Source organism: Kribbella sp. NPDC048837, from assembly GCF_055586945.1.
In genome coordinates this window covers 581020-598800 of the sequence record NZ_JBVJHF010000005.1, presented here as the reverse complement: position 1 = coordinate 598800, position 17781 = coordinate 581020, and the positions used below count along the sequence as shown (strand labels likewise).

22 protein-coding genes are annotated in these 17781 nt (G+C 69.8%); 10 read left to right on the top strand and 12 right to left on the bottom strand.

The features are described 5' to 3' along the window. Positions 1–56 precede the first annotated feature (56 nt). Complete coding sequence (locus ACZ6O0_RS26325) at positions 57–1223, top strand: glycoside hydrolase 5 family protein (protein ID WP_465767640.1); 1167 nt, start codon at positions 57–59, stop codon at positions 1221–1223. On the opposite strand, the gene ACZ6O0_RS26320 is transcribed toward ACZ6O0_RS26325, so the two are convergent. Continuing rightward, entirely contained in the window at positions 1220–1921 is a 702-nt protein-coding gene (locus ACZ6O0_RS26320) for a TetR/AcrR family transcriptional regulator (protein WP_465767639.1), read from the bottom strand. The two genes, ACZ6O0_RS26325 and ACZ6O0_RS26320, sit on opposite strands and share 4 nt — an antisense overlap. A gap of 140 nt (positions 1922–2061) precedes the next feature. Here ACZ6O0_RS26320 and ACZ6O0_RS26315 point away from each other — a divergent pair, with 140 nt between their 5' ends. The 3 genes from ACZ6O0_RS26315 to ACZ6O0_RS26305 are packed head-to-tail and all read left to right on the top strand — an operon-like array spanning position 2062 to position 5708. Continuing rightward, positions 2062–2487, top strand: a complete 426-nt coding sequence (locus ACZ6O0_RS26315) for a DUF1707 domain-containing protein (RefSeq protein ID WP_465767638.1) — start codon at positions 2062–2064, stop codon at positions 2485–2487. Further along, positions 2484–3233: an ABC transporter ATP-binding protein gene (locus ACZ6O0_RS26310; RefSeq protein ID WP_465767637.1), complete on the top strand. Its 750-nt coding sequence runs from the start codon at positions 2484–2486 to the stop codon at positions 3231–3233. The genes ACZ6O0_RS26315 and ACZ6O0_RS26310 overlap by 4 nt, the downstream gene beginning before the upstream one ends. A 3-nt stretch (positions 3234–3236) precedes the next feature. After that, on the top strand, positions 3237–5708 hold the full coding sequence (locus ACZ6O0_RS26305) for an FtsX-like permease family protein (protein ID WP_465767636.1): 2472 nt from the start codon (positions 3237–3239) through the stop codon (positions 5706–5708). On the opposite strand, the gene ACZ6O0_RS26300 is transcribed toward ACZ6O0_RS26305, so the two are convergent. Further along, on the bottom strand, positions 5694–6194 hold the full coding sequence (locus ACZ6O0_RS26300; protein ID WP_465767635.1) for an SseB family protein: 501 nt from the start codon (positions 6192–6194) through the stop codon (positions 5694–5696). The genes ACZ6O0_RS26305 and ACZ6O0_RS26300 overlap by 15 nt on opposite strands. Positions 6195–6282: 88 nt before the next feature. Between ACZ6O0_RS26300 and ACZ6O0_RS26295 the strand changes: the two genes are divergently transcribed. Continuing rightward, complete coding sequence (locus ACZ6O0_RS26295; RefSeq protein ID WP_465767634.1) at positions 6283–6780, top strand: hypothetical protein; 498 nt, start codon at positions 6283–6285, stop codon at positions 6778–6780. After that, a complete protein-coding gene (locus ACZ6O0_RS26290; protein ID WP_465767633.1) occupies positions 6767–7438 on the top strand; it encodes a uridine kinase family protein in 672 nt (223 codons plus the stop codon). The genes ACZ6O0_RS26295 and ACZ6O0_RS26290 overlap by 14 nt, the downstream gene beginning before the upstream one ends. Here ACZ6O0_RS26290 and ACZ6O0_RS26285 read toward each other — a convergent pair. Genes ACZ6O0_RS26285 through ACZ6O0_RS26270 form a run of 4 tightly spaced genes read right to left on the bottom strand, consistent with a single transcriptional unit; the run spans position 7417 to position 10243 of the window. After that, on the bottom strand, positions 7417–7875 hold the full coding sequence (locus ACZ6O0_RS26285; protein ID WP_465767632.1) for a group II truncated hemoglobin: 459 nt from the start codon (positions 7873–7875) through the stop codon (positions 7417–7419). The genes ACZ6O0_RS26290 and ACZ6O0_RS26285 overlap by 22 nt on opposite strands. A 25-nt stretch (positions 7876–7900) precedes the next feature. Next, a complete protein-coding gene (locus ACZ6O0_RS26280) occupies positions 7901–8683 on the bottom strand; it encodes a class I SAM-dependent methyltransferase (RefSeq protein WP_465767631.1) in 783 nt (260 codons plus the stop codon). Then, the gene (locus tag ACZ6O0_RS26275) at positions 8680–9897 is read right to left on the bottom strand and encodes an RNA polymerase sigma factor (protein WP_465767630.1); all 1218 of its coding nucleotides are present in this window, start codon (positions 9895–9897) and stop codon (positions 8680–8682) included. The genes ACZ6O0_RS26280 and ACZ6O0_RS26275 overlap by 4 nt, the downstream gene beginning before the upstream one ends. 1 nt (position 9898) lies before the next feature. Beyond that, positions 9899–10243 carry a YciI family protein gene (locus ACZ6O0_RS26270; protein ID WP_465767629.1) on the bottom strand — a complete coding sequence of 115 codons (345 nt, stop codon included), beginning with the start codon at positions 10241–10243 and terminating at the stop codon, positions 9899–9901. Between the two features lie 93 nt (positions 10244–10336). Between ACZ6O0_RS26270 and ACZ6O0_RS26265 the strand changes: the two genes are divergently transcribed. Then, positions 10337–11218, top strand: coding sequence for an aldose 1-epimerase family protein (locus tag ACZ6O0_RS26265; RefSeq protein ID WP_465767628.1), 882 nt, complete (start codon positions 10337–10339; stop codon positions 11216–11218). Here the strand turns inward: ACZ6O0_RS26265 and ACZ6O0_RS26260 are convergent. Genes ACZ6O0_RS26260 through ACZ6O0_RS26250 form a run of 3 tightly spaced genes read right to left on the bottom strand, consistent with a single transcriptional unit; the run spans position 11215 to position 12847 of the window. Then, positions 11215–11682 carry a PH domain-containing protein gene (locus tag ACZ6O0_RS26260; RefSeq protein ID WP_465767627.1) on the bottom strand — a complete coding sequence of 156 codons (468 nt, stop codon included), beginning with the start codon at positions 11680–11682 and terminating at the stop codon, positions 11215–11217. The two genes, ACZ6O0_RS26265 and ACZ6O0_RS26260, sit on opposite strands and share 4 nt — an antisense overlap. A 1-nt stretch (position 11683) precedes the next feature. After that, positions 11684–12532, bottom strand: a complete 849-nt coding sequence (gene hisG, locus ACZ6O0_RS26255; RefSeq protein ID WP_465767626.1) for an ATP phosphoribosyltransferase — start codon at positions 12530–12532, stop codon at positions 11684–11686. A 51-nt stretch (positions 12533–12583) separates the two neighbouring features. Continuing rightward, positions 12584–12847, bottom strand: a complete 264-nt coding sequence (locus tag ACZ6O0_RS26250; RefSeq protein WP_360167066.1) for a phosphoribosyl-ATP diphosphatase — start codon at positions 12845–12847, stop codon at positions 12584–12586. Positions 12848–12929: 82 nt separating this feature from the next. On the opposite strand from ACZ6O0_RS26250, the gene ACZ6O0_RS26245 reads away from it, so the two are divergent. Then, positions 12930–13325 (top strand): VOC family protein, encoded by a 396-nt coding sequence (locus ACZ6O0_RS26245; protein WP_465767625.1) that lies wholly within the window; start codon positions 12930–12932, stop codon positions 13323–13325. Here ACZ6O0_RS26245 and ACZ6O0_RS26240 read toward each other — a convergent pair. Next, the gene (locus ACZ6O0_RS26240; RefSeq protein WP_465767624.1) at positions 13311–14003 is read right to left on the bottom strand and encodes an MBL fold metallo-hydrolase; all 693 of its coding nucleotides are present in this window, start codon (positions 14001–14003) and stop codon (positions 13311–13313) included. The two genes, ACZ6O0_RS26245 and ACZ6O0_RS26240, sit on opposite strands and share 15 nt — an antisense overlap. Positions 14004–14021: 18 nt before the next feature. Here ACZ6O0_RS26240 and ACZ6O0_RS26235 point away from each other — a divergent pair, with 18 nt between their 5' ends. Then, positions 14022–14996 (top strand): P1 family peptidase, encoded by a 975-nt coding sequence (locus ACZ6O0_RS26235; protein ID WP_465767623.1) that lies wholly within the window; start codon positions 14022–14024, stop codon positions 14994–14996. Here ACZ6O0_RS26235 and ACZ6O0_RS26230 read toward each other — a convergent pair. Both ACZ6O0_RS26230 and ACZ6O0_RS26225 read right to left on the bottom strand, forming a co-directional pair. Further along, positions 14895–15443 (bottom strand): anthrone oxygenase family protein, encoded by a 549-nt coding sequence (locus ACZ6O0_RS26230; protein ID WP_465767622.1) that lies wholly within the window; start codon positions 15441–15443, stop codon positions 14895–14897. The genes ACZ6O0_RS26235 and ACZ6O0_RS26230 overlap by 102 nt on opposite strands. Before the next feature lie 110 nt (positions 15444–15553). Further along, positions 15554–16519: a helix-turn-helix transcriptional regulator gene (locus tag ACZ6O0_RS26225; protein WP_465767621.1), complete on the bottom strand. Its 966-nt coding sequence runs from the start codon at positions 16517–16519 to the stop codon at positions 15554–15556. A gap of 62 nt (positions 16520–16581) precedes the next feature. Here ACZ6O0_RS26225 and ACZ6O0_RS26220 point away from each other — a divergent pair, with 62 nt between their 5' ends. Then, a complete protein-coding gene (locus ACZ6O0_RS26220) occupies positions 16582–17544 on the top strand; it encodes a hypothetical protein (RefSeq protein ID WP_465767620.1) in 963 nt (320 codons plus the stop codon). The last annotated feature ends 237 nt before the right edge of the window (positions 17545–17781 follow it).

Genomic DNA, 17781 nt, shown 5'->3' with positions numbered 1-17781 from the left:
GCCGGAACCGGACCCTCAGTTGCTCGTCGGTCCTAAACCGTTTTAGCATCGTCCGCATGCTCTCGGATCCCGTCACGCCCAGGTTCGGCGCGAACCACGTCCCGTCGGCCGGCTGGTTCTACAGCTGGCTCGACTACGACGGCGACGCCGTACGGCGGGACTTCGCGGACCTGGCCGGGATCGGCCTGGACCACGTCCGGGTGTTCCCGGTCTGGCCCTGGATCCAGCCGAACCGGGCGATCATCCGCGAGGGTGCGATCGAGGACCTGCTGGACACCATCGACGCCGCCGCGGAGCACGGACTGACCGTGGCGGTGGACCTGATCCAGGGTCACCTGTCCAGCTTCGACTTCCTGCCGTCCTGGGTGCTCACGTGGCACAAGGCGAGCTTGTTCGAGGATGCAACGGTCCGCGACGGACTCACGGCGTACGTCGACACCGTGGCGCGCGCGGTCGCGACCAAGCCGAACGTGTTCGCGATCACGCTCGGGAACGAGGTGAACAACCTGTGGCCGGACAGCCCGACGACGTTCGGGAGCTCGACCGGGTGGGCACAGGATCTGCTCACCACGCTGAAGGACGCGGCGCCCGGCGTACTCGCCCTGCACTCGTTGTTCGACGACGCCTGGTACCAGGCGGACCACCCGTTCCACCCCGTTGATGTCGTGGATCTGGGTGACCTGAGCACTGTCCACTCGTGGGTTTTCAACGGGGTCTCACGGGTGGACGGTCCCCTCGGGCCGGCCACGCTCAGCCACGCGGACTATCTGGTCGAGCTCGCGGCGGCGACGTCGCTGGATCCGGCGCGACCTGTGTGGTTGCAGGAGATCGGCGTGCCGGGCCCGGACATTCCGGTGGAACTGCAGGCCGAGTTCACCCGGCGGACCGTCGAGACAGTGCTGCCGAACCCGGCGCTGTGGGGTGTCACGTGGTGGTCGTCGCATGACATCGACCGGCGGCTGCTGGACTTCCCGGACCGCGAGTACGACCTCGGCCTGTTCACCGTCGATCACGAGCGCAAGCCGGCCGCGCAGGCGCTCGCGGACGTGATCGCGGAGGTCCGGGCGAACGGCGTGGCCCAGCAGGAGGCGACGACGCTGACCGCGCCGGTCAACCTGCGGACCGAGCCGCACCGGCGCCCGGAAGTTGCCCCCGGCAGCGAATTCCACCTGCGGTGGGTCGCCGCCCGCGCTCAGGGACCAGTCCGGATCGTCTTGCCCTAGGCATCGATCAGGGCCTGGATGCCGTCGAGGATGCGGGTCAGGCCGAACTCGAGATCGTCATCCAGGCCGTCCTCGTACTCCTGGTCCGTGTAGAGCGCGGTCAGCATCGGGTAGCCGCCCTCGATCAGCCGTGGCACGAGGAACCGGCCGACGTGCTCGGCCTGCACCGGAGTGTTGTCGCCGGACCCGAGCTGCCGGGCCAGGTTCGCGTAGTTGCGCGCGTATCCGTCCAGCAGCATCAGGCAGCCGAGGTTGTCGTGCTGGTTGAGCCCGGTCCCGGCCAGCGCCTGGAGCATCGCCTCGACCCAGCGCAGCAGGTTCGGCGTGGCGGGCGCGCCGCGGATCGGGACATCGAGCAGCCACGGACGCTCGGCGTACAGCTTGACCTGGGCGTTCACCCACGCGGTCGCCGCGTCGCGCCAGCCGGACGGAAGCTCCGGCGGTAGTCCGACCGCCTTGTCGTGCACCAGCACGATCAGCTCGTCCTTGGACCGGACGTAGCGGTACATGGCGTTCGTACTGACGCCGAAGTGAGCCGCGATCTTCTGCAGCGAGATCGCCCCGAACCCCTGCCGGTCGCCGAACTCGATCCCGGTCGCCACGATCCGGTCGACCGACAGCGCCGGCTTCGGCCCACGCCGTTGCACCGGCTGCACACCCCAGGCGAGCGCCAGCCCCGGCGGCAAGTTCTCGGTCATGGTCTCCATCCTCGCGTACGGCGGCCGCCCTGAAGAGGGGTGCTAGCACCACCCCGAACAGGGTCCCGAACACCCTCGGCCGGAAATTGTTCAATCCTTACGCTGTTTCTCAGTATCCCCCACGAGAGCAGGTAAAGCTGATGAACACTGTCTTCGACTCACTGTTGCTCCCCGACCAGCTCCAGTTGTCCGCCGCGGACCGGCAGTCCGCCGCCGCCAAGGTCGAGAGCGCTGTTCGGCGGGGCGAACTCACCCCACCGCAGGCCCTCGACCGCTTCGAGCACCTGGACACGGCCCGCACCCGCGGCGAGCTCCGTCAGGTCTTCGACGGGGTGGCCAACGCGGTTCCACCGCGCGGTCTCACCGTTGCGTTGCGAGCATTCAGCGCTGTCTGGCTGGTCAGCTGTGTGGTGCAGTTCGTGATCTGGGTCGTACTCGCGATGTTCGGTCACTTCGACTGGCCCTGGTGGCTGTGGTCGGACATCGGTCTCGGTCTGGTCGTCGCGATCCTCTGGTGGACCAACGAGTCGTATCACCGCAAGACCGACGTACTGGTTGCTTCATGAACGCGCCGGTCCGGTTGACCGACGTACGGAAGGTCTACGGCACTGGTCCCAGCGCGGTCACCGCGCTGGGCGGTGTCACCTACGGGTTCGAGGCCGGCACGTTCACCGCGGTGATGGGGCCGTCCGGGTCCGGCAAGAGCACGTTGTTGCACTGTGCTGCCGGGCTCGACTCGCCGACCTCGGGTGACGTACAGCTGGCCGGGCGGTCCCTGCGTGGGCTCGACGAGACCGCGCTGACCGAGCTGCGCAGGGAGCATGTCGCCTTCGTGTTCCAGTCGTTCAACCTGATGCCGGCGCTGACTGTGCGGCAGAACGTCGTACTGCCGCTCACTCTGGCTGGGAAGTCGCCGGATCAGGCGTGGGTGTCGGATGTGATCCAGCGCGTCGGGCTCGGCGAGCGCATGCGGCACCGGCCGAGTGAGCTGTCCGGTGGGCAACAGCAGCGGGTCGCGATCGCGCGGGCGCTGGCCGGACGGGCGGCGATCACGTTCGCCGATGAGCCGACTGGTGCGCTGGACACGGTCACCGCACTCGAGGTGCTGGGGCTGCTGCGCGATCAGTCGCGCGTACTCGGCCAGACCGTCGTGATGGTCACGCATGATCCCGTCGCGGCGTCGTACGCCGATCGCGTCGTGTTCCTCGTGGACGGCGGGATCGTCTCGGAATCCACCCACCCGACCGCCGAGGGCGTCGCCGCGGAGCTCGCCCATCTCAGCGCCGGTCGCCTGTCCCGCTCGGAGAGCTGACTGATGATCCGCCTCGCCCTCACCACCCTCCGGTACCGCACCGCGGCCTTCCTCGCGATCTTCGTCGCGGTTCTCCTCGGCAGCGCCCTCCTGAGCGCCGCCGGCGGGTTGCTGGAGACCGGCCTCCGCCTCAACGCACCCCCGCAGCGCCTCGGCGCCGCCCCCATCCTCGTCACCGGCGACCCGGCCTACCACCCACCCAACGGCTCCGGCTCAGCCGCCTACCCCGAGCGCCACCCCGTCGACGCATCCCTCGCGACCAAGCTCGCGAGTACGCCGGGAGTCGCAAAGGCAATCGCGGACCGCACATTCCCCGCCATGGTCGCCGGCGCAGAGGCAGACCCGCTCACCGGACATGGCTGGGCTTCGGCGGCCCTGACTCCGTATCAGTTGACCGCGGGCCGTGCGCCGCGATCCGGTGAGGTTGTCCTCGACCAGCGTCTGACCGGTCCGGCCAAGCCCGGCGACCAGGTCAGCGTCACCGTGCGTGGCGAGCCACGGACGTTCACCCTGGCCGGGATCGCGACCGCTCAGCGCCAGGTCGACGTACCGTCTGCCTTCTTCGCCGACGTGGACGCCGAGCGTTTCGCGACGGGTGTCGACGCCGTGGGGGTGTTCCCGGCAGACGGGACTTCGGCGCGGGAGTTGGTGAAGCGGCTTGAGCTTCCGGAAGGGGTCAAGGCTTACACCGGGGACGACCGGGGTGTGGCGGAGTACAGCGGGATTGCGACGAGTTTGCCGTTGATCATCATGGCCGGAGTGTTCGGGGGGATGGTGGCTGTGGTGATGGCGCTCGTGGTGTCGGCCACGGTGGGGTTGTCGGTCCGGCAGCGGCGGCGGGAGCTCGCGCTGTTGCGGGCCAGCGGCGCGACGCCGCGGCAGGTCGGGAAGATGGTGATCACCGAGACGATGGTGGTCGGTGTGATCGGCCTGGTCCTCGGACTGCTGGGTGGGCGGATCGCGGGTGACTGGATCTTCGGGATGCTGACCGACGGCGGGATCGTGCCGGCGCAACTGCGGTTCGACCAAGGCCCGCTCCCCTTCGCGGGTGCGGCGATCCTCACGTACGTCGTCCTGCGGGTCACCGTCGGCGTCGCGGCCGGCCGGGCGGCCCGGATCCGCCCGATCCAGGCGCTCGCGGAGGCCGCCGTACCAGAGGTCGCGCTGGGACGGATCCGGCTGATCATCGGCGCCGTCTTCGCCGGTGCAACCGTGTCGATCGCGGTGTCCACGCTGTTCATGAGCCCCACCAACGCGGCGGCGATCGGCGGCCCGGCGGGCCTGACCGGGTCCATCGCGGTCGCAATCCTCGCCCCGCTGGTGATCCAGCGCGCGCTCGGACCCCGCATCACCACGCTGATCGAGAAGCGCGGGACCAGCGGCGTCCTCGCGGTCATCAACCTCAGGGTCCGCGCCGTCCAGTTCGCCGCGATCCTGATCCCGATCACCATCGCCACGACCATTGCCCTCGGCAACATCTACGCCCAGACCACCCAGCAGAAGGCGGCCGTCGACGCGTCCACGGACAACCTGGCCGCGGACGTCGTCGTGACCAGCACGTCGGGCGGGATCCCGGCCTCCCTGACCAACGCCGTACGGTCGCTGCCCGGCGTCACCGCGACGTCTGAACTCGTCCGCAGCAAGGGCTGGATCGAGGAGCCGTACGACACCTCGCACACCAGCGACGCCTGGCCACTGCTGGGCCTGAGCGGCCCGGTCTACAAGGGGAAGGTGACCAAGGGGTCGCTCGACGACCTGACCGGAGACACCGTCGCGCTCCCGCCCGGCACCGCCAAGAAGCTGAAAGTCGACGTGGGGTCGGAGATCGGATTGCGCCTCGGGGACGACGCGCTGGTGAAACTCGAGGTGGTGGCCCTGGCCGAAGGCCCGTCCGGCTACGAGTCGATCCTTCTGCCGTCGGCGCTGCTGGCCGCGCACACCACGACCGGCCTGCCCAGCCAACTGCTGGTCCGCACCGCGGACCACAAGGTCCCGGCGGCCGATCTGTCGAAGTGGCCGGGGGCAACAATGAGTGGCCGGGAGGTGCTCGGCGCCGGGTACGACGCCGGCCTCGGGGTCGACGCCTGGATCGGGTACCTGCTGGCGGGGATCGCCGTCGCCTACACGGCGATCGCGTCGATCAACACGATCGCGGTCGCGGTTCTCGACCGGCGGCGGGAGTTCGGGCTGCAACGGCTGACCGGATCGACCCGGCGGCAGGTGAGCCGGATGCTGGCCCTCGAGGGTCTGGTGATCGCGGCGCTCGGTCTCGTGCTCGGACTGATCGCGGCAGCCTTCACCGTGCTTCCGATCGCGGTCGCGACCCGGGGCTGGCCGATTCCGTCCGGTCCGGCCTGGATCCTGGTCGCCTGGGTCGCCGTCGTCCTGCTGCTCGTCCTGCCGACCACCGCGATCACCGGCCGCCTCGCGATGCGCCCCAAACCGATGGACGCCCTCAGCTCACCCGTCGGCTGAAGCTGGTTCGATCCAGGCGTAGCCGCCGTCTTCCAGGCGAACCACCTGGAGGCCGGCGGCCAAGCGCCGTACGTCGTCGGTCTCGATCACCCCGGCCGCCGGACCGGCGATGTCCAGGACGATCGCGGCCGCGCCCTCCTGGATGGCCGCCGTCGCGACCAGTTGGGTCTGGGCGGGCATCGGACGGGCCTCCTGGCTCCAGCGCGCCAGGCTCTCGGTTCCGGTGAAGGCCAGTAACGCGTTGCGGCCGTCCTGGCCCTGCAGCAACGCGACCGCCATGTCCGACGTCTTGTCGTGCGCCAGACCGCTCTCGTCGTACTCGACCTCGCCGAGCATCGCCACCACCGGCACCAGCAGCCGCGCCCTGGTCAACGCCGCCAGCACCGCGCCATGGTCACCCTGCGCAAGCGCCGCGGCCAGCGCAGGATCAGCCGACCCGTCGTCGTTGTCGAACCCGGTAAATGCCAGTCGCCGTTCTGGTTGCACCCGGCCATTGTCCCCGGAGCCCGGTTTCAGGGGTGGGTCAGGGCTGTTCCCCTCTTGGTTCGGGCGCGGACTGTGCGAGCCTGGGTATGTGCCTGACTTCAACGATTTGACGCTGCTGCCGTTCTGCGTAGGCCTCACGCTGCTCGGCCTGATCGGCTCGTGGGCCGCATGGCGGCGCCGCGGAGTCGCGGCCGGCACGCGCGGCGTGGCCTGGTCCCTGCTGCCGGTCTCGCTGTACCTGACCGGCCTGCTGGAGTTGGTCTGGGACATCGTCCGGTCGGCCGTGAGCTGGGTCACCCACCTGATCTTCTCGCCGACGGTCTGGGCCGGTGTCGCACTGTTCGGCGTCTCGGTGGTGCTGTACGTCGTCTCCGGCGTGGCCCGTGGCCGGCGCGGCGACGCACCCAAGGCACAGAAGTCAAAACCCGCCTCGCCCGCGGGTGAGCTGACCGCGACGGGTCCCGCACCCGCGTCGGCCGCTCCCGCCAAAGCTGCCAAGCCGTCCAAGGGGTCCAAAGGCAAGCAGCAGGAATCGTCGGAGTTCGACGAGATCGAGGACATTCTGAAACGACATGGAATCAACTGAGAAAGCCGCTGACCACGGCTCGCCCCTGACCATCGACACCCTCCTGGACAACGTCCTCGCCGGCCCACCTCGCCTCGGCCGGACCAGACTGATCGGCATCGACGGACCGGCCGGATCCGGCAAGTCCACCCTGGCCGCGAACGTGCAGGCCCGGGCCGAGGCCCGCGGACTGCAGACCCGGGTCATCCACATGGACGACCTGTACGACGGCTGGACCGGTGCCGTCCGTGGCTTCGGCCTCCTGCGCGACCACGTGCTGCAGCGGATCGCCGACGGCCGCGAGGGCCGCTACCGCCGCTACGACTGGCACCTCGGTGCGTACGCCGAGATCCACGTCGTACCGGTCACCGTCGACCTGCTGATCGTGGAGGGCGTCACGTCCTGTGACCGCGACGCCGGGCACTGGCAGTCCCTGCGCCTGTGGATCGAGACCTCGAACGAGGTCCGGCTGGACCGCGGCATCGAGCGCGACGGCGAGGCCCTGCGCGACCACTGGCTGGAGTGGATGCGCTGGGAACGCGACCACTTCGCCGACCAGGCCACCCGCTCCCGGGCGCACGTCGTCGTCGACGGCGACCCGACGGTCCCGCACGACCCGGCACTGGAGATCATCACCAAGTCGGTGGCGTTACCGCCTCACGACTCAGCCGCGTCCTGAAGGCCGTCCCACGACCACAGCGGGATGCTGAGCCCGGCGGGCACGTCCGCCGACCCGTGGTAGCGCGCCATCGGCCCAGTGGTCGCCCAGGCGAAGTAGTCGTGGAGCACCGAGTACAAACGGTCCCCCTCGGCCAGTCCGATATCGACCAGCGCCTCGTCGAAGCATGCGATCGCCCGGCGATCCATCTCCTCGTGCGGACCGTTCCCGCTGTGCAGCCTGACGACGTACGTCTCGTCCCCGTACACCCCGGAGTACGCGGCGGGTCCGCCGAGCGCCTCACCCCAGTACACCGCCAGCCGCTCACTGTGGTCCGCACGGAACCCGTGGCTGAACGCGTGGCTCACGACCTCGTCCGCCATCACCCGCTCGTGCCACGCATGCGCCAGCCGCAGCATGCCTTCCGCCCCACCCGCGGCTTCATACACCGTCTGCATGGAATCAGTGTGCACTCGCCCGGGGCTACCGCGGCTTCCGAACGACCAGCAGCCTGGCACGCGGATGGTGGGTCCACTCCCCCGTGGGAGCCCGCTGCAGGTACTTCGCCCGCAGCTCCGCGATGTAGTCGTCGCCACGCTCCAACGCGAGCGCTCGCATCGATCCGGACCGGTTGGCGGCGTCGAAGTACGTCGCCGCATCGGGGTGGGTCATCGATCGGGACACCAGTTCGTCGCGCTCGATCACGGCGCCGTCGAGGGCCGTGAGGAGCCGGTCCTCCCAGGAACGGTCGCTCCGGGCCCCGATGACCTCGGCGACCAGCGCGAACGGACCGCTCTCCTCAGTGACCCCGGGCCAGTAGACGACGCACATGCGGCCGCCCGGCCGGAGCGCGTCGTACCAGGACTGGACGGCGGCCACCGGGTCGGGCAGTTGCTGCAGGCCGAACACCGAGACGACCGCCGCGCAGGCACCGGACCAGCGCGGGTCGAGCGACGCGGCGTCACCCTGGAGTACGTCGACGTCCGGCAGCCCGCTCGCCCGTTCCCGGGCCAGTCGCACCATCTCGGCCGACAGGTCGATGCCGACGATCGCCCGTCCGGGGAAGCGTGGGCCGAGCAGGTCGAGCTCGGGGAAGGTCCCGCAGCACGGCACGAGGACCGGCCCGTCCGGTACCTCGCCCACCGCGTCGACAGCCACCTTCACCCAGGGCGCGAAGCGGGGTACGAAGTACACCTCGTAGCCACTCGCCGCCTGGTCCCAGCCCTGAGCCACCACCCGGCTGCGGCGTTCGTGCGGATCGGTCATCGGAGCTCCTCGAGCCGGCGGCGGACGTGGTCTCGTTCGGGTTCGGTGCCAGCCAGGCCCAACGCCCGCTCGTACGCCGTGGTTGCCTCGGGCAAGCGTTCGAGCCGGTGCAGCAGGTCGGCGCGGGCCAGTGCGGACGGGTAGTAGTCCCGGAGTCGCGGCTCGGCGGCCAACTCGTCCACGAGCGCGAGCCCGGCCTCGGGGCCGTCGCGCATCGCGATCGCTGCGGCACGGTTCAGCGCGATCACCGGTGACGGGTCGATCGCGAGCAGGACGTCGTACAAGGTGACGATCTGCGGCCAGTCGGTGCCGGCGAAGTCGGTCGCCTCGTCGTGGAGGGCGGCGATCGCGGCCTGGACGGCGTACGGTCCGGCCGGGCCGCCGGTGAGCGCGGCGACCACGAGCTCACGGCCCTCCGCGATCATCTCTCCGTCCCAGCGGCGGCGGTCCTGGTCCTCGAGCAGCACGATCGAGCCGTCGGGTGCGCTGCGCGCGTCGCGGCGGGCGTGGATCAACAGCATCAGCGCGAGCAACCCGGTCACCTCGCGCTCGGATGGGAGCAGCCGGTGCAGGATCCGGGCCAGCCGGATGGCCTCCTCGGCGAGGTCGAGGCGTTGCAGGTACGGGCCGGAGCTGGCGGCGTACCCCTCGGTGAAGACCGAGTAGATCACCTGCAGCACGCCGGGCAGGCGCTCGGGCAGCTCGTCCGGCCCGGGGACGCGGAACGGGATCCGCGCCTCCCGGATCTTCGTCTTCGCCCGGACGATCCGCTTGGCCATCGTCGCGGTCGGGACCAGGAACGCCCGCGCCACTTCCGGCGTGGTCAGCCCGGCCAGGCATCGCAACGTCAACGCACCCCGGTCCTCGGCGGCGAGCGCCGGATGGGCGCAGGTGAAGAACAACTCCAGCCGCTCGTCCGGCAGCCCGTCCCCCGGTCGCGGCGGCTCGGCCCGGTCCGTCTCGACCTGCAGTACGGCGAGCTTCGCGGCGTACACCTGGTCCCGGCGCAGCCGGTCCACCGCCTTCCGCCGGGCGGTCGTCATCAGCCAGCCGCCCGGGTTCGGCGGTACGCCGTCGACCGGCCAGCGCACCAGCGCCGCCTCGATCGCCTCCGAGGTCACCTCCTCGGCCAGGTCGAGGTCGCCGAACCGCCGGGCCAGCGCGGCCAGCAGCCGGCCGCGCTCCTCCCGGAAGACTTCCTCGACCTGGTCCACCTCAGAACTCCGCGACCGACCGGACCACCACCGACCCGCCGGCCCGCGACCCCGGGCACTTGGCGGCCCAGTCGAGCGCGACGTCCAGATCGGGTACGTCGATCACGTAGAACCCGCCCAGCACCTCACGGGTCTCCGCGAACGGGCCGTCAGTCACGGTCCGCTTCCCGTCGTTCGAGACCTGGACCCGGGTCGCGGTGACCAGGTCGGCCAGCGACTCCGACGCCACGACCACGCCTGCGTCGGTGATCTCCTTGTCGAACCGCATCCAGTCCTCGGGCTCACACCCGACCGCTCCCCCACTCATGTCGAGCTCACCGGCGTTGATCAAGAGCATGTACTTCATCAGAACCTCCTGTAAGCGTGTCTACAGCATCACCACGAACGGGTTCGCCCCCCATGGACAGCCGATCACGGAGAAATTTGTCAGGATGGGGGCATGAGCGTCTTGCCCTCCGGGGAGCAGTGGACGATCCAGGCCGGCGGCTACCAGGCGACCGCGGTCAGCGTCGGCGGCGGGCTGCGCGGGCTGACGTACGACGGCCGCCCGGTCCTGCTCGGGTACGGCGAGGACGAGCCGGCCCACGCGGGGATCGGCCAGCACCTGTTCCCGTGGCCGAACCGGATCACGGACGGGAAGTACACGTTCGAGGGCGTCGACCAGCAGCTGTACCTCACCGAGCCGGCCCGGCAGAACGCGATCCACGGCCTGACCCGGTGGGCGAACTGGTCGCTCGTGGACTCGGATGCCGCGAGCGTGGAGGTGGGCCACCGGTTGCACGGTCAGCCCGGGTACCCGCATCAGCTCGATCTGCGGCTCGGCTACCGGCTGGACGACGGGGGGCTGACCGTGACCGCCGCCGCGACCAACGTCGGCTCGAGCGACGCGCCGTACGGGTACGGCGTACACCCGTATCTCAGCGTCGGCCGGGTGATCGACGAGTGCGTGCTGGAGTTCAGGGCGGCCGAGTGGCTCGAGGTGTCGCCCGAGCGGATGCTGCCGATCGGGACGGCTCCGGTGGACGGATCGCCGTACGACTTCCGGTCGGGCCGGGCGATCGGCGGGCTCGAGATCGACAACGCGTTCACCGGGCTCGGCGGCTTGTGGTCGGTCACGCTCAGCGATCCGGACAGCGGCGCCCGGTCGGTCCTGACCAGCGACACCCCGTGGATGCAGCTCTACACCGGTGGCGCGATCGGGCGGGTGGCGCTCGCGGTCGAGCCGATGACCTGTCCGCCGAACGCCTTCATCACCGGGCAGAACCTGATCGTCCTGAAGCCCGGTGACTCGCACACGACGACGTTCCGGGTGTCGATCTAGGCGTCCGGCTTCTTGGCGCCCGGCCCGGCGCCGTGCTCGCGGGCCACGGCCGCCAGCTCCTTGGCGGCCCGGCTCGCCCGGGTCCCCTCGGCGGCCTGTACCGCGAGGATCCCCAGACGATTGCCGTCGGCATCGAAGAGCTGCAGCCAGGCGTCACCGGAGCGGAACCGGAGCGCGGACACCTCGGACCACGGCAGCGTGTACGACTTGAACACGTTCCGCACCCGCAGCCGATCGGCGTACGCCGTCACCCGCAGGGTCGTCATCCGGTACAGGATCCAGAGCACCGCGCCGAAGAACGCCAGCAACGTCAGCCGCTGGAACCAGCTGAACGTCTCCCGCGCGTTCTCCGGCAACCGGAACCAGATCACGCCGAACACGGCGATCAGCGACAGCCCCATCCCGGCGGCCATCAGCGCGACGATCCGCGGGTGGAACGTGAACAGCCGATCGCCGGCGGTCATGTCAGATCCGGCAGGCGTGGATGTCCGTGGTGAGGATGGCACGTGCGCCCACCTCCCAGAGCTGATCCATCAGTCGCTGCGCGTCGGCCCGCTGGACCATCACCCGGACGGCGACCCAGCCCTGCCGGTGCAGCGGCGAGACCGTCGGCGACTCCAGTCCCGGCGCGACCGCGGTGGCCGCGTCGACGTCCTCGGCGCGGATGTCGTAGTCCATCATCACGTAGTTGCGCGCGATCAGGACGCCCTCGAGCCGGCGGACCAGCTGCTGGATCCCGTTCGGCGGCGTCTCCACGCCGTGCCGCTTGATCAGCACGGCCTCGGACTGCAGGATCGGGTCCCCGAACACTTCCAGTCCGGCCTGGCGCAGCGTCGTACCCGTCTCGACGACGTCGGCGATCACGTCCGCGACACCGAGCTGGACGGCCGACTCGACCGCGCCGTCGAGGCGGACCACGGCGGCGTCGACCCCGTTCTCGGCCAGGTGGTCCTGCAGGACCCCGGCGTACGACGTGGCGATCCGCTTGCCGGCCAGGTCCTTGACCGAGTCGGCGACCCCGGGCCGGCCGGCGAAGCGGAACGTGGACGAGCCGAATCCGAGGCCCATGATCACGTCCGCGTCGGCGTGCGAGTCGAGCACCAGGTCACGGCCGGAGATGCCGACGTCGAGCGTGCCCGCGCCGACGTACACGGCGATGTCGCGGGGGCGCAGGTAGTAGAACTCGACCTCGTTGGCCGAGTCGGTGAGGGTGAGGTCCTTGGTGGTCCGGCGCTGCTTGTAACCGGCCTCGGTGAGCATCTCGATGGCGGCCTCGCTCAGCGAGCCCTTGTTCGGTACTGCGACGCGCAGCATGGCGACTGCCCTTTCTGGGGTTGTGAACCGGTGAATCTGTGGGATGGGCTCCTACAGATGTCGGTACACGTCGTCGAGGTCCAGGCCGAGCGCGTGCATCATCACCTGGGCGTGGTAGAGCAGCTGTGACAGCTCCTCCGCGGCCCGGTCCTTGCTCTCGTACTCGGCAGCCATCCAGGACTCGGCGGCCTCTTCGACCAGCTTCTTGCCGATCGCGTGCACGCCGGCATCCAGCGCCGCCACGGTCCCGGAACCCTCCGGCCGCGTCGCCGCCTTCTCACCCAGCTCGGCAAACAGCTCCTCAAAACTCTTCATCGCCCGCCCAGCCTACGGGGCCGCCGCGGCGGCATCCTCCCCAGGTCCGGTAGGCGGACCTGTTCTGTGGGTTACTGGAGTCGTGGACGAACAGGTGCAGATCTCGGTGATGCTGGCGGTGTCCGACGCACCGGCCGCGGCGGAGTGGTATGCCCGGGCGCTCGGCGCCGTGGAGCTGTGGAACCTGGGCAGCGTGATCGGATTGAGCGTCGGCGGCGCCGCGTTCTTCCTCGGCGAGCCGGGCAACAACGGCTGGGCCACACCGGCCACGGTCGGCCTCCCGACGGTGCGGGTCGAGGTGTTCGTGGACGATCCGGACACCTTCGTCCAGCGCGCCGTCGACGCCGGGGCCGACGGGCGAGGGGATCCCGTGCGCGAGCACCAGATGCCCTGGGGCGTGCACCGGCAGGGCACCTTCCTGGATCCCTTCGGCCACCTGTGGTTCGTGGGCGACAGGTCTCCGCTACAGCCCAAGTAGGGCGGCGCTCCGGGTGCGTGGCGGCGAATGCGCGTCGACGTAGTAGGCGTGGCGCTCGGAGAGGAGTTGCTTGACCATCGCGTAGTCGATGGTGTCGTCAGGGGCGCGCAGGTGGAACGGCGGCGGGTAGAAGGCATCGCCGATGAGAACGACGCCGGAGTCGACCGCGATCAGGGAGTCGGGGGCGTGGTTGCCGCCGACATGGCGCAGTACGACGCCGGTCGGGAGAGTCAGGGTGTCGTCGAAGGTCTGGTGGGGCACGACGATGCGGAAGTCGGTCCAGTCGGGGACGGCCAGAGCGCGGGCGCGGAAGCTCGGGGCGAGTTCGGGGTCGGCCTGGACCTGGTCGTGGAGGTAGCGATGGCTCCACGGGCGGCCGGCTTCGGCTTCGAGCAGCTCGACGGCTGACGTGTGGGCCACGACGGTGACGTCGTCCGGCCAGGCGCAGGCGCCCCAGGTGTGGTCCCAGTGGTGGTGGGTGTAGACGAGCCACTTCGGCGCGGGCAGTCCGGCCGCGGCGATCGCCGTACTGATGGACCGGGCATGTTCGGGACTGTTGCCCGCGTCGATCAGGACAGAGCCGCGGTCGTCGGCGATAACGGCGACGGACGGGCGGATCGCATCCGGGTCCGGGTCGTGGGGGTAGATCCAGACCCGGCCGGTCAGGTGTTCGAGCACCTGGCTGACGATAGTCGCATGCAGACACCCCGGAGAGTCCGTGACCTCGGCGTTGTCGTCGGCACCTTGCCGCCGGGTCCGCTCAACGCGATCACCGACGTACCGGGCGTGCGGGTCGGTCAGACGACGATCTCCTCCGACGAGCTGAACACCGGGGTGACGGCGATCGTGCCGGACGGGTACGGTGCCGGGCTGCCGGCGGCGGTTGCGGTGGGCAACGGGTACGGGAAGCTCGTCGGCTCCACCCAGGTCGACGAGCTCGGCGTGATCGAGACCCCGATCCTGCTCACCGGGACGCTGAGCGTCTTCCGGGTCGGGGACGCCCTGCTGACCTGGCTGCTCGACCGCGATCCCGGCGCGACCAGCCTCAACCCGGTCGTCGGCGAGACCAACGACGGGTTCCTCTCCGACATCCGCCGCCGCCCGATCACGCCGGAGCACGTCCACGCCGCCCTCGACTCGGCCTCACCCGACCTCCCCGCCGAGGGCTGCGTCGGCGCCGGCACGGGCACGTCGGCCCTCGGCTTCAAGGCCGGCATCGGTACGGCGTCCCGCGTCGTCGAGCCCGGGACCATCGGTGCCCTCGTGCAATCCAATTTCTCCGGGCTGCTCACCGTTCTCGGCACCCCGATCCCGGCGCAGCCGCTCGACGCCGACGGCAACTCCTGCATGATCGTCGTCGCCACGGACCTGTCGCTGGACGCCCGCCAGCTGGGCCGGCTCGCTCGACGGGCGATCTTCGCGCTCGCCCGCGTCGGCTCCGACTACGCACCCGGCAGCGGCGACTACGCGATCGCCTACTCCACGAACCGCCTCGGTTCCTTTGCGGATCGCGACCTTCGCGCACCTTTCCAGGCGGTCACCGAAGCCGTCGAGGAAGCCCTGCTCAACTCATTGACGATGGCCCACACCACCACCGGTTTCCAGGGGCGTACGGCGCACGCCGTCCCCCACGATCTGGTTCGGGCGAGTCAGCGCGGCCACGACCAGTGAGCCGAACGCCACCATCGCCGCGAGGGTGCGGACCACATGAGCGACCTGCCAGCGGTCGCGCACGCCGGCCCAGTCGGCCGGCGGGTTCCGCACCGACCACGACGCTTGGTCCGCGTTGATCGGGAGGTTGATCGCCAGCGTCGTCGCGAACACGACCAGCAGCAGCGCGACCGCCACCAGTACCACCCGCCGATCGTTGCCTCGGGCCCAGATTGCGAGCACCACCGTGGTCACGATCGCCGGGATCAGCGTCACCGACGCGAGCGTGTCCAGCGAGTCCAACTCGACCAGCCGCACTTGGGTGTAGACCGACGCGTCGAAGCCGCGCAACGAGTTCTCGAGCACCAGCACACACAGCAGGAAGCCGGCGAAGAGTCCGCTGAACAGCAGACTCACCCCACGCACGACCCGGATCCCGCCCCTCGCCCCGAACACTGTGATCTTCATTCCGGACTCCTCCACGCACTACCGGGAACCTGCTCCGTAAACCATATAGTACGGAATTCATACGATATGGAACAGGCATGAACCGGTGACCTGCGCCACGACCGGCCGGCTCAGGAGTAGAGGTTGGACAGCGTTCGGCCGAGGGCGGCCAGTTCGGTGCGGAGTTCCGGTGGTTCCAGCACCTCCAGGCTGTCGCCGAAGCGGGCGAGGGTGGCCGCGGCGTTGGGGACGGACTCGATGGGGATCGTGACCACGACGCTGCCGTCGGACTCCGGCTCGGTGGCTTTGACGGCCTTGGTCAGGGCCGGGTAGGAGACGTCGTACATCCGGCCGGCCAGGCTCGCGGACACGCGGACGACGGCCTCACCGGTGAAGCGGATCTGGTCGAAGCCCTCTCGGTGCTCCTGCCAGAACTGGGCCAGATCGAACCCGTCCGCCCGCGCGAACTCCTCCTCGGTGGGCGTCAGCTCGAGGATGTTCGAGACCCGGTACGTACGTATCCCGCCGGCGGTCGCGGCAACGACGTACCAGCTGCCGTTCTTGAGCACGAGCCCGTACGGTTCCAGGACGCGCTCGACCTCGCGCGGTGCCTCCCATCGGCGGTAGAGCACCTTGACCCGGCGGTCGTGCAGGACCGCGTCGGCCATGGCGGACAGCTGGGGTGAGATCTCGGCGTCCTGGTACCAGGCAGGCAGGTCGAGGTGGAAGCGGTTCTTCAACCGGCCGGCCCGGTCGCGCTGGTTCGGCGCCAACGCCGCCAGCAGCTTCAGCTCGGCCGCGCTCGTCTCGGCGGTCAGCCCGAGGGCCGCGGCCGCACCCGGCATGCCGACCAGGAACAGCGCAGCCGCCTCCTGCTCGGTGAGTCCGGTCAGCCGGGTGCGGTACCCCTCGACCAGGCGATAACCGCCGGCCCTCCCCTGATCGGCGTACACCGGTACGCCGGCCGCCGCGAGCGCCTCGACGTCGCGGTAGATGGTCCGCAGCGACACCTCGAGCTCGTCGGCGAGCTCGCGCGCAGTCAGCTGCCTGCGGGTCTGCAGCAACAGCAGGATCGACAGCAACCGACTCGAACGCATACTCCGAGGTTAGCCCGGAACACTGCCATGAACTGTCAGGTATCGGGTCGAAGCTTGGCGGTATGACGACTTGGACCAAGGTGACCGGCGACTTCGACTTCCTCAACGGGTACTTCGACGTCCGGCACCGAACCCTGAAACAAGCCTTCGCCGGCTCCGACGAGTGGCTGGAGTACGACGGAACCACGACGGCGCACACGTACTTCGACGGCGCGATCAGCATCGACGAGATGCGCTTCCCGACCAAAGGCTCGTACGGCCTGTCCGTCCGGCTGTTCGACCCGGTCGCCAAGGAGTGGAGCATCTGGTGGGTCGACAGCCGAACCATGCGCCTCTACCCGCCGGTCCGCGGCGGCTGGTCCGAAGACGGCTCGCGCTGCCGGCTCGTCGGCGACGACGAACTCGACGGCAAACCGATCCTGTGCAGCTACGAGTGGTCGGACATCACGGACACGACCGCGCACTGGGAGCAGGCGTACTCCAACGACGGCGGTGAGACCTGGGAAGCCAACTGGATCATGGACTTCACCCGCCGCTCCACGCCGCCTCCCGCTCTCGACGTCCCCAAGCTCACCGGTGACTTCGACTTCCTCGTCGGCCGGTGGGACATGCACAACCGCCGCCGTCGCCCCGCACTCGGCGAGCCCTTCGAGTGGTACGACATGCAGTCCGAGATGCAGGTCACGACGTACTTCGACGGCGCCATCAGCTTCGACGAGGGCTGGTTCCCCACCGAGGGCTTCCGCGGCGCGACCCTCCGCATCTACAACCCGTCATCCAAGACCTGGGCCATCCATTGGATCAACAGCCTCCGCGGCCAACTGGAAACCCCCGTCATCGGCTCCTTCGGTCCGGACGGCACCGGGGTCTTCGAGGGCCCGGATGTCTGGGAGGGCCAGGAGATCGACGTCCGCTTCCTGTGGACCCCCGGCGTCGACAAGGCCGCCTGGCAACAATCCTTCTCCACCGACGGCGGAGACACGTGGGTGCCCAACTGGGAAATGGAACACACTCGGATCAAGTAGGACTGGGGGTCTTTCCCACGCGTGCTACGCGGCCACTCCTTCGTCGCAGCCGCTCCGCGCGCTCCCGCCCGCCCATGGTTCAGCTGCGGGCTGGCGCCCGCCGTCTGCGGGCTGCCGCCCGCGGTGGGCGCGCTGCCGCTCGCGGTTGAGGGCCTGGGCGGGCGTGGTCCCGCGAGCAACCGTGGTCACGCAAACCCGCTCATCCGGTCAGGCATCGAGTCGTGGATCCGGGCTGTG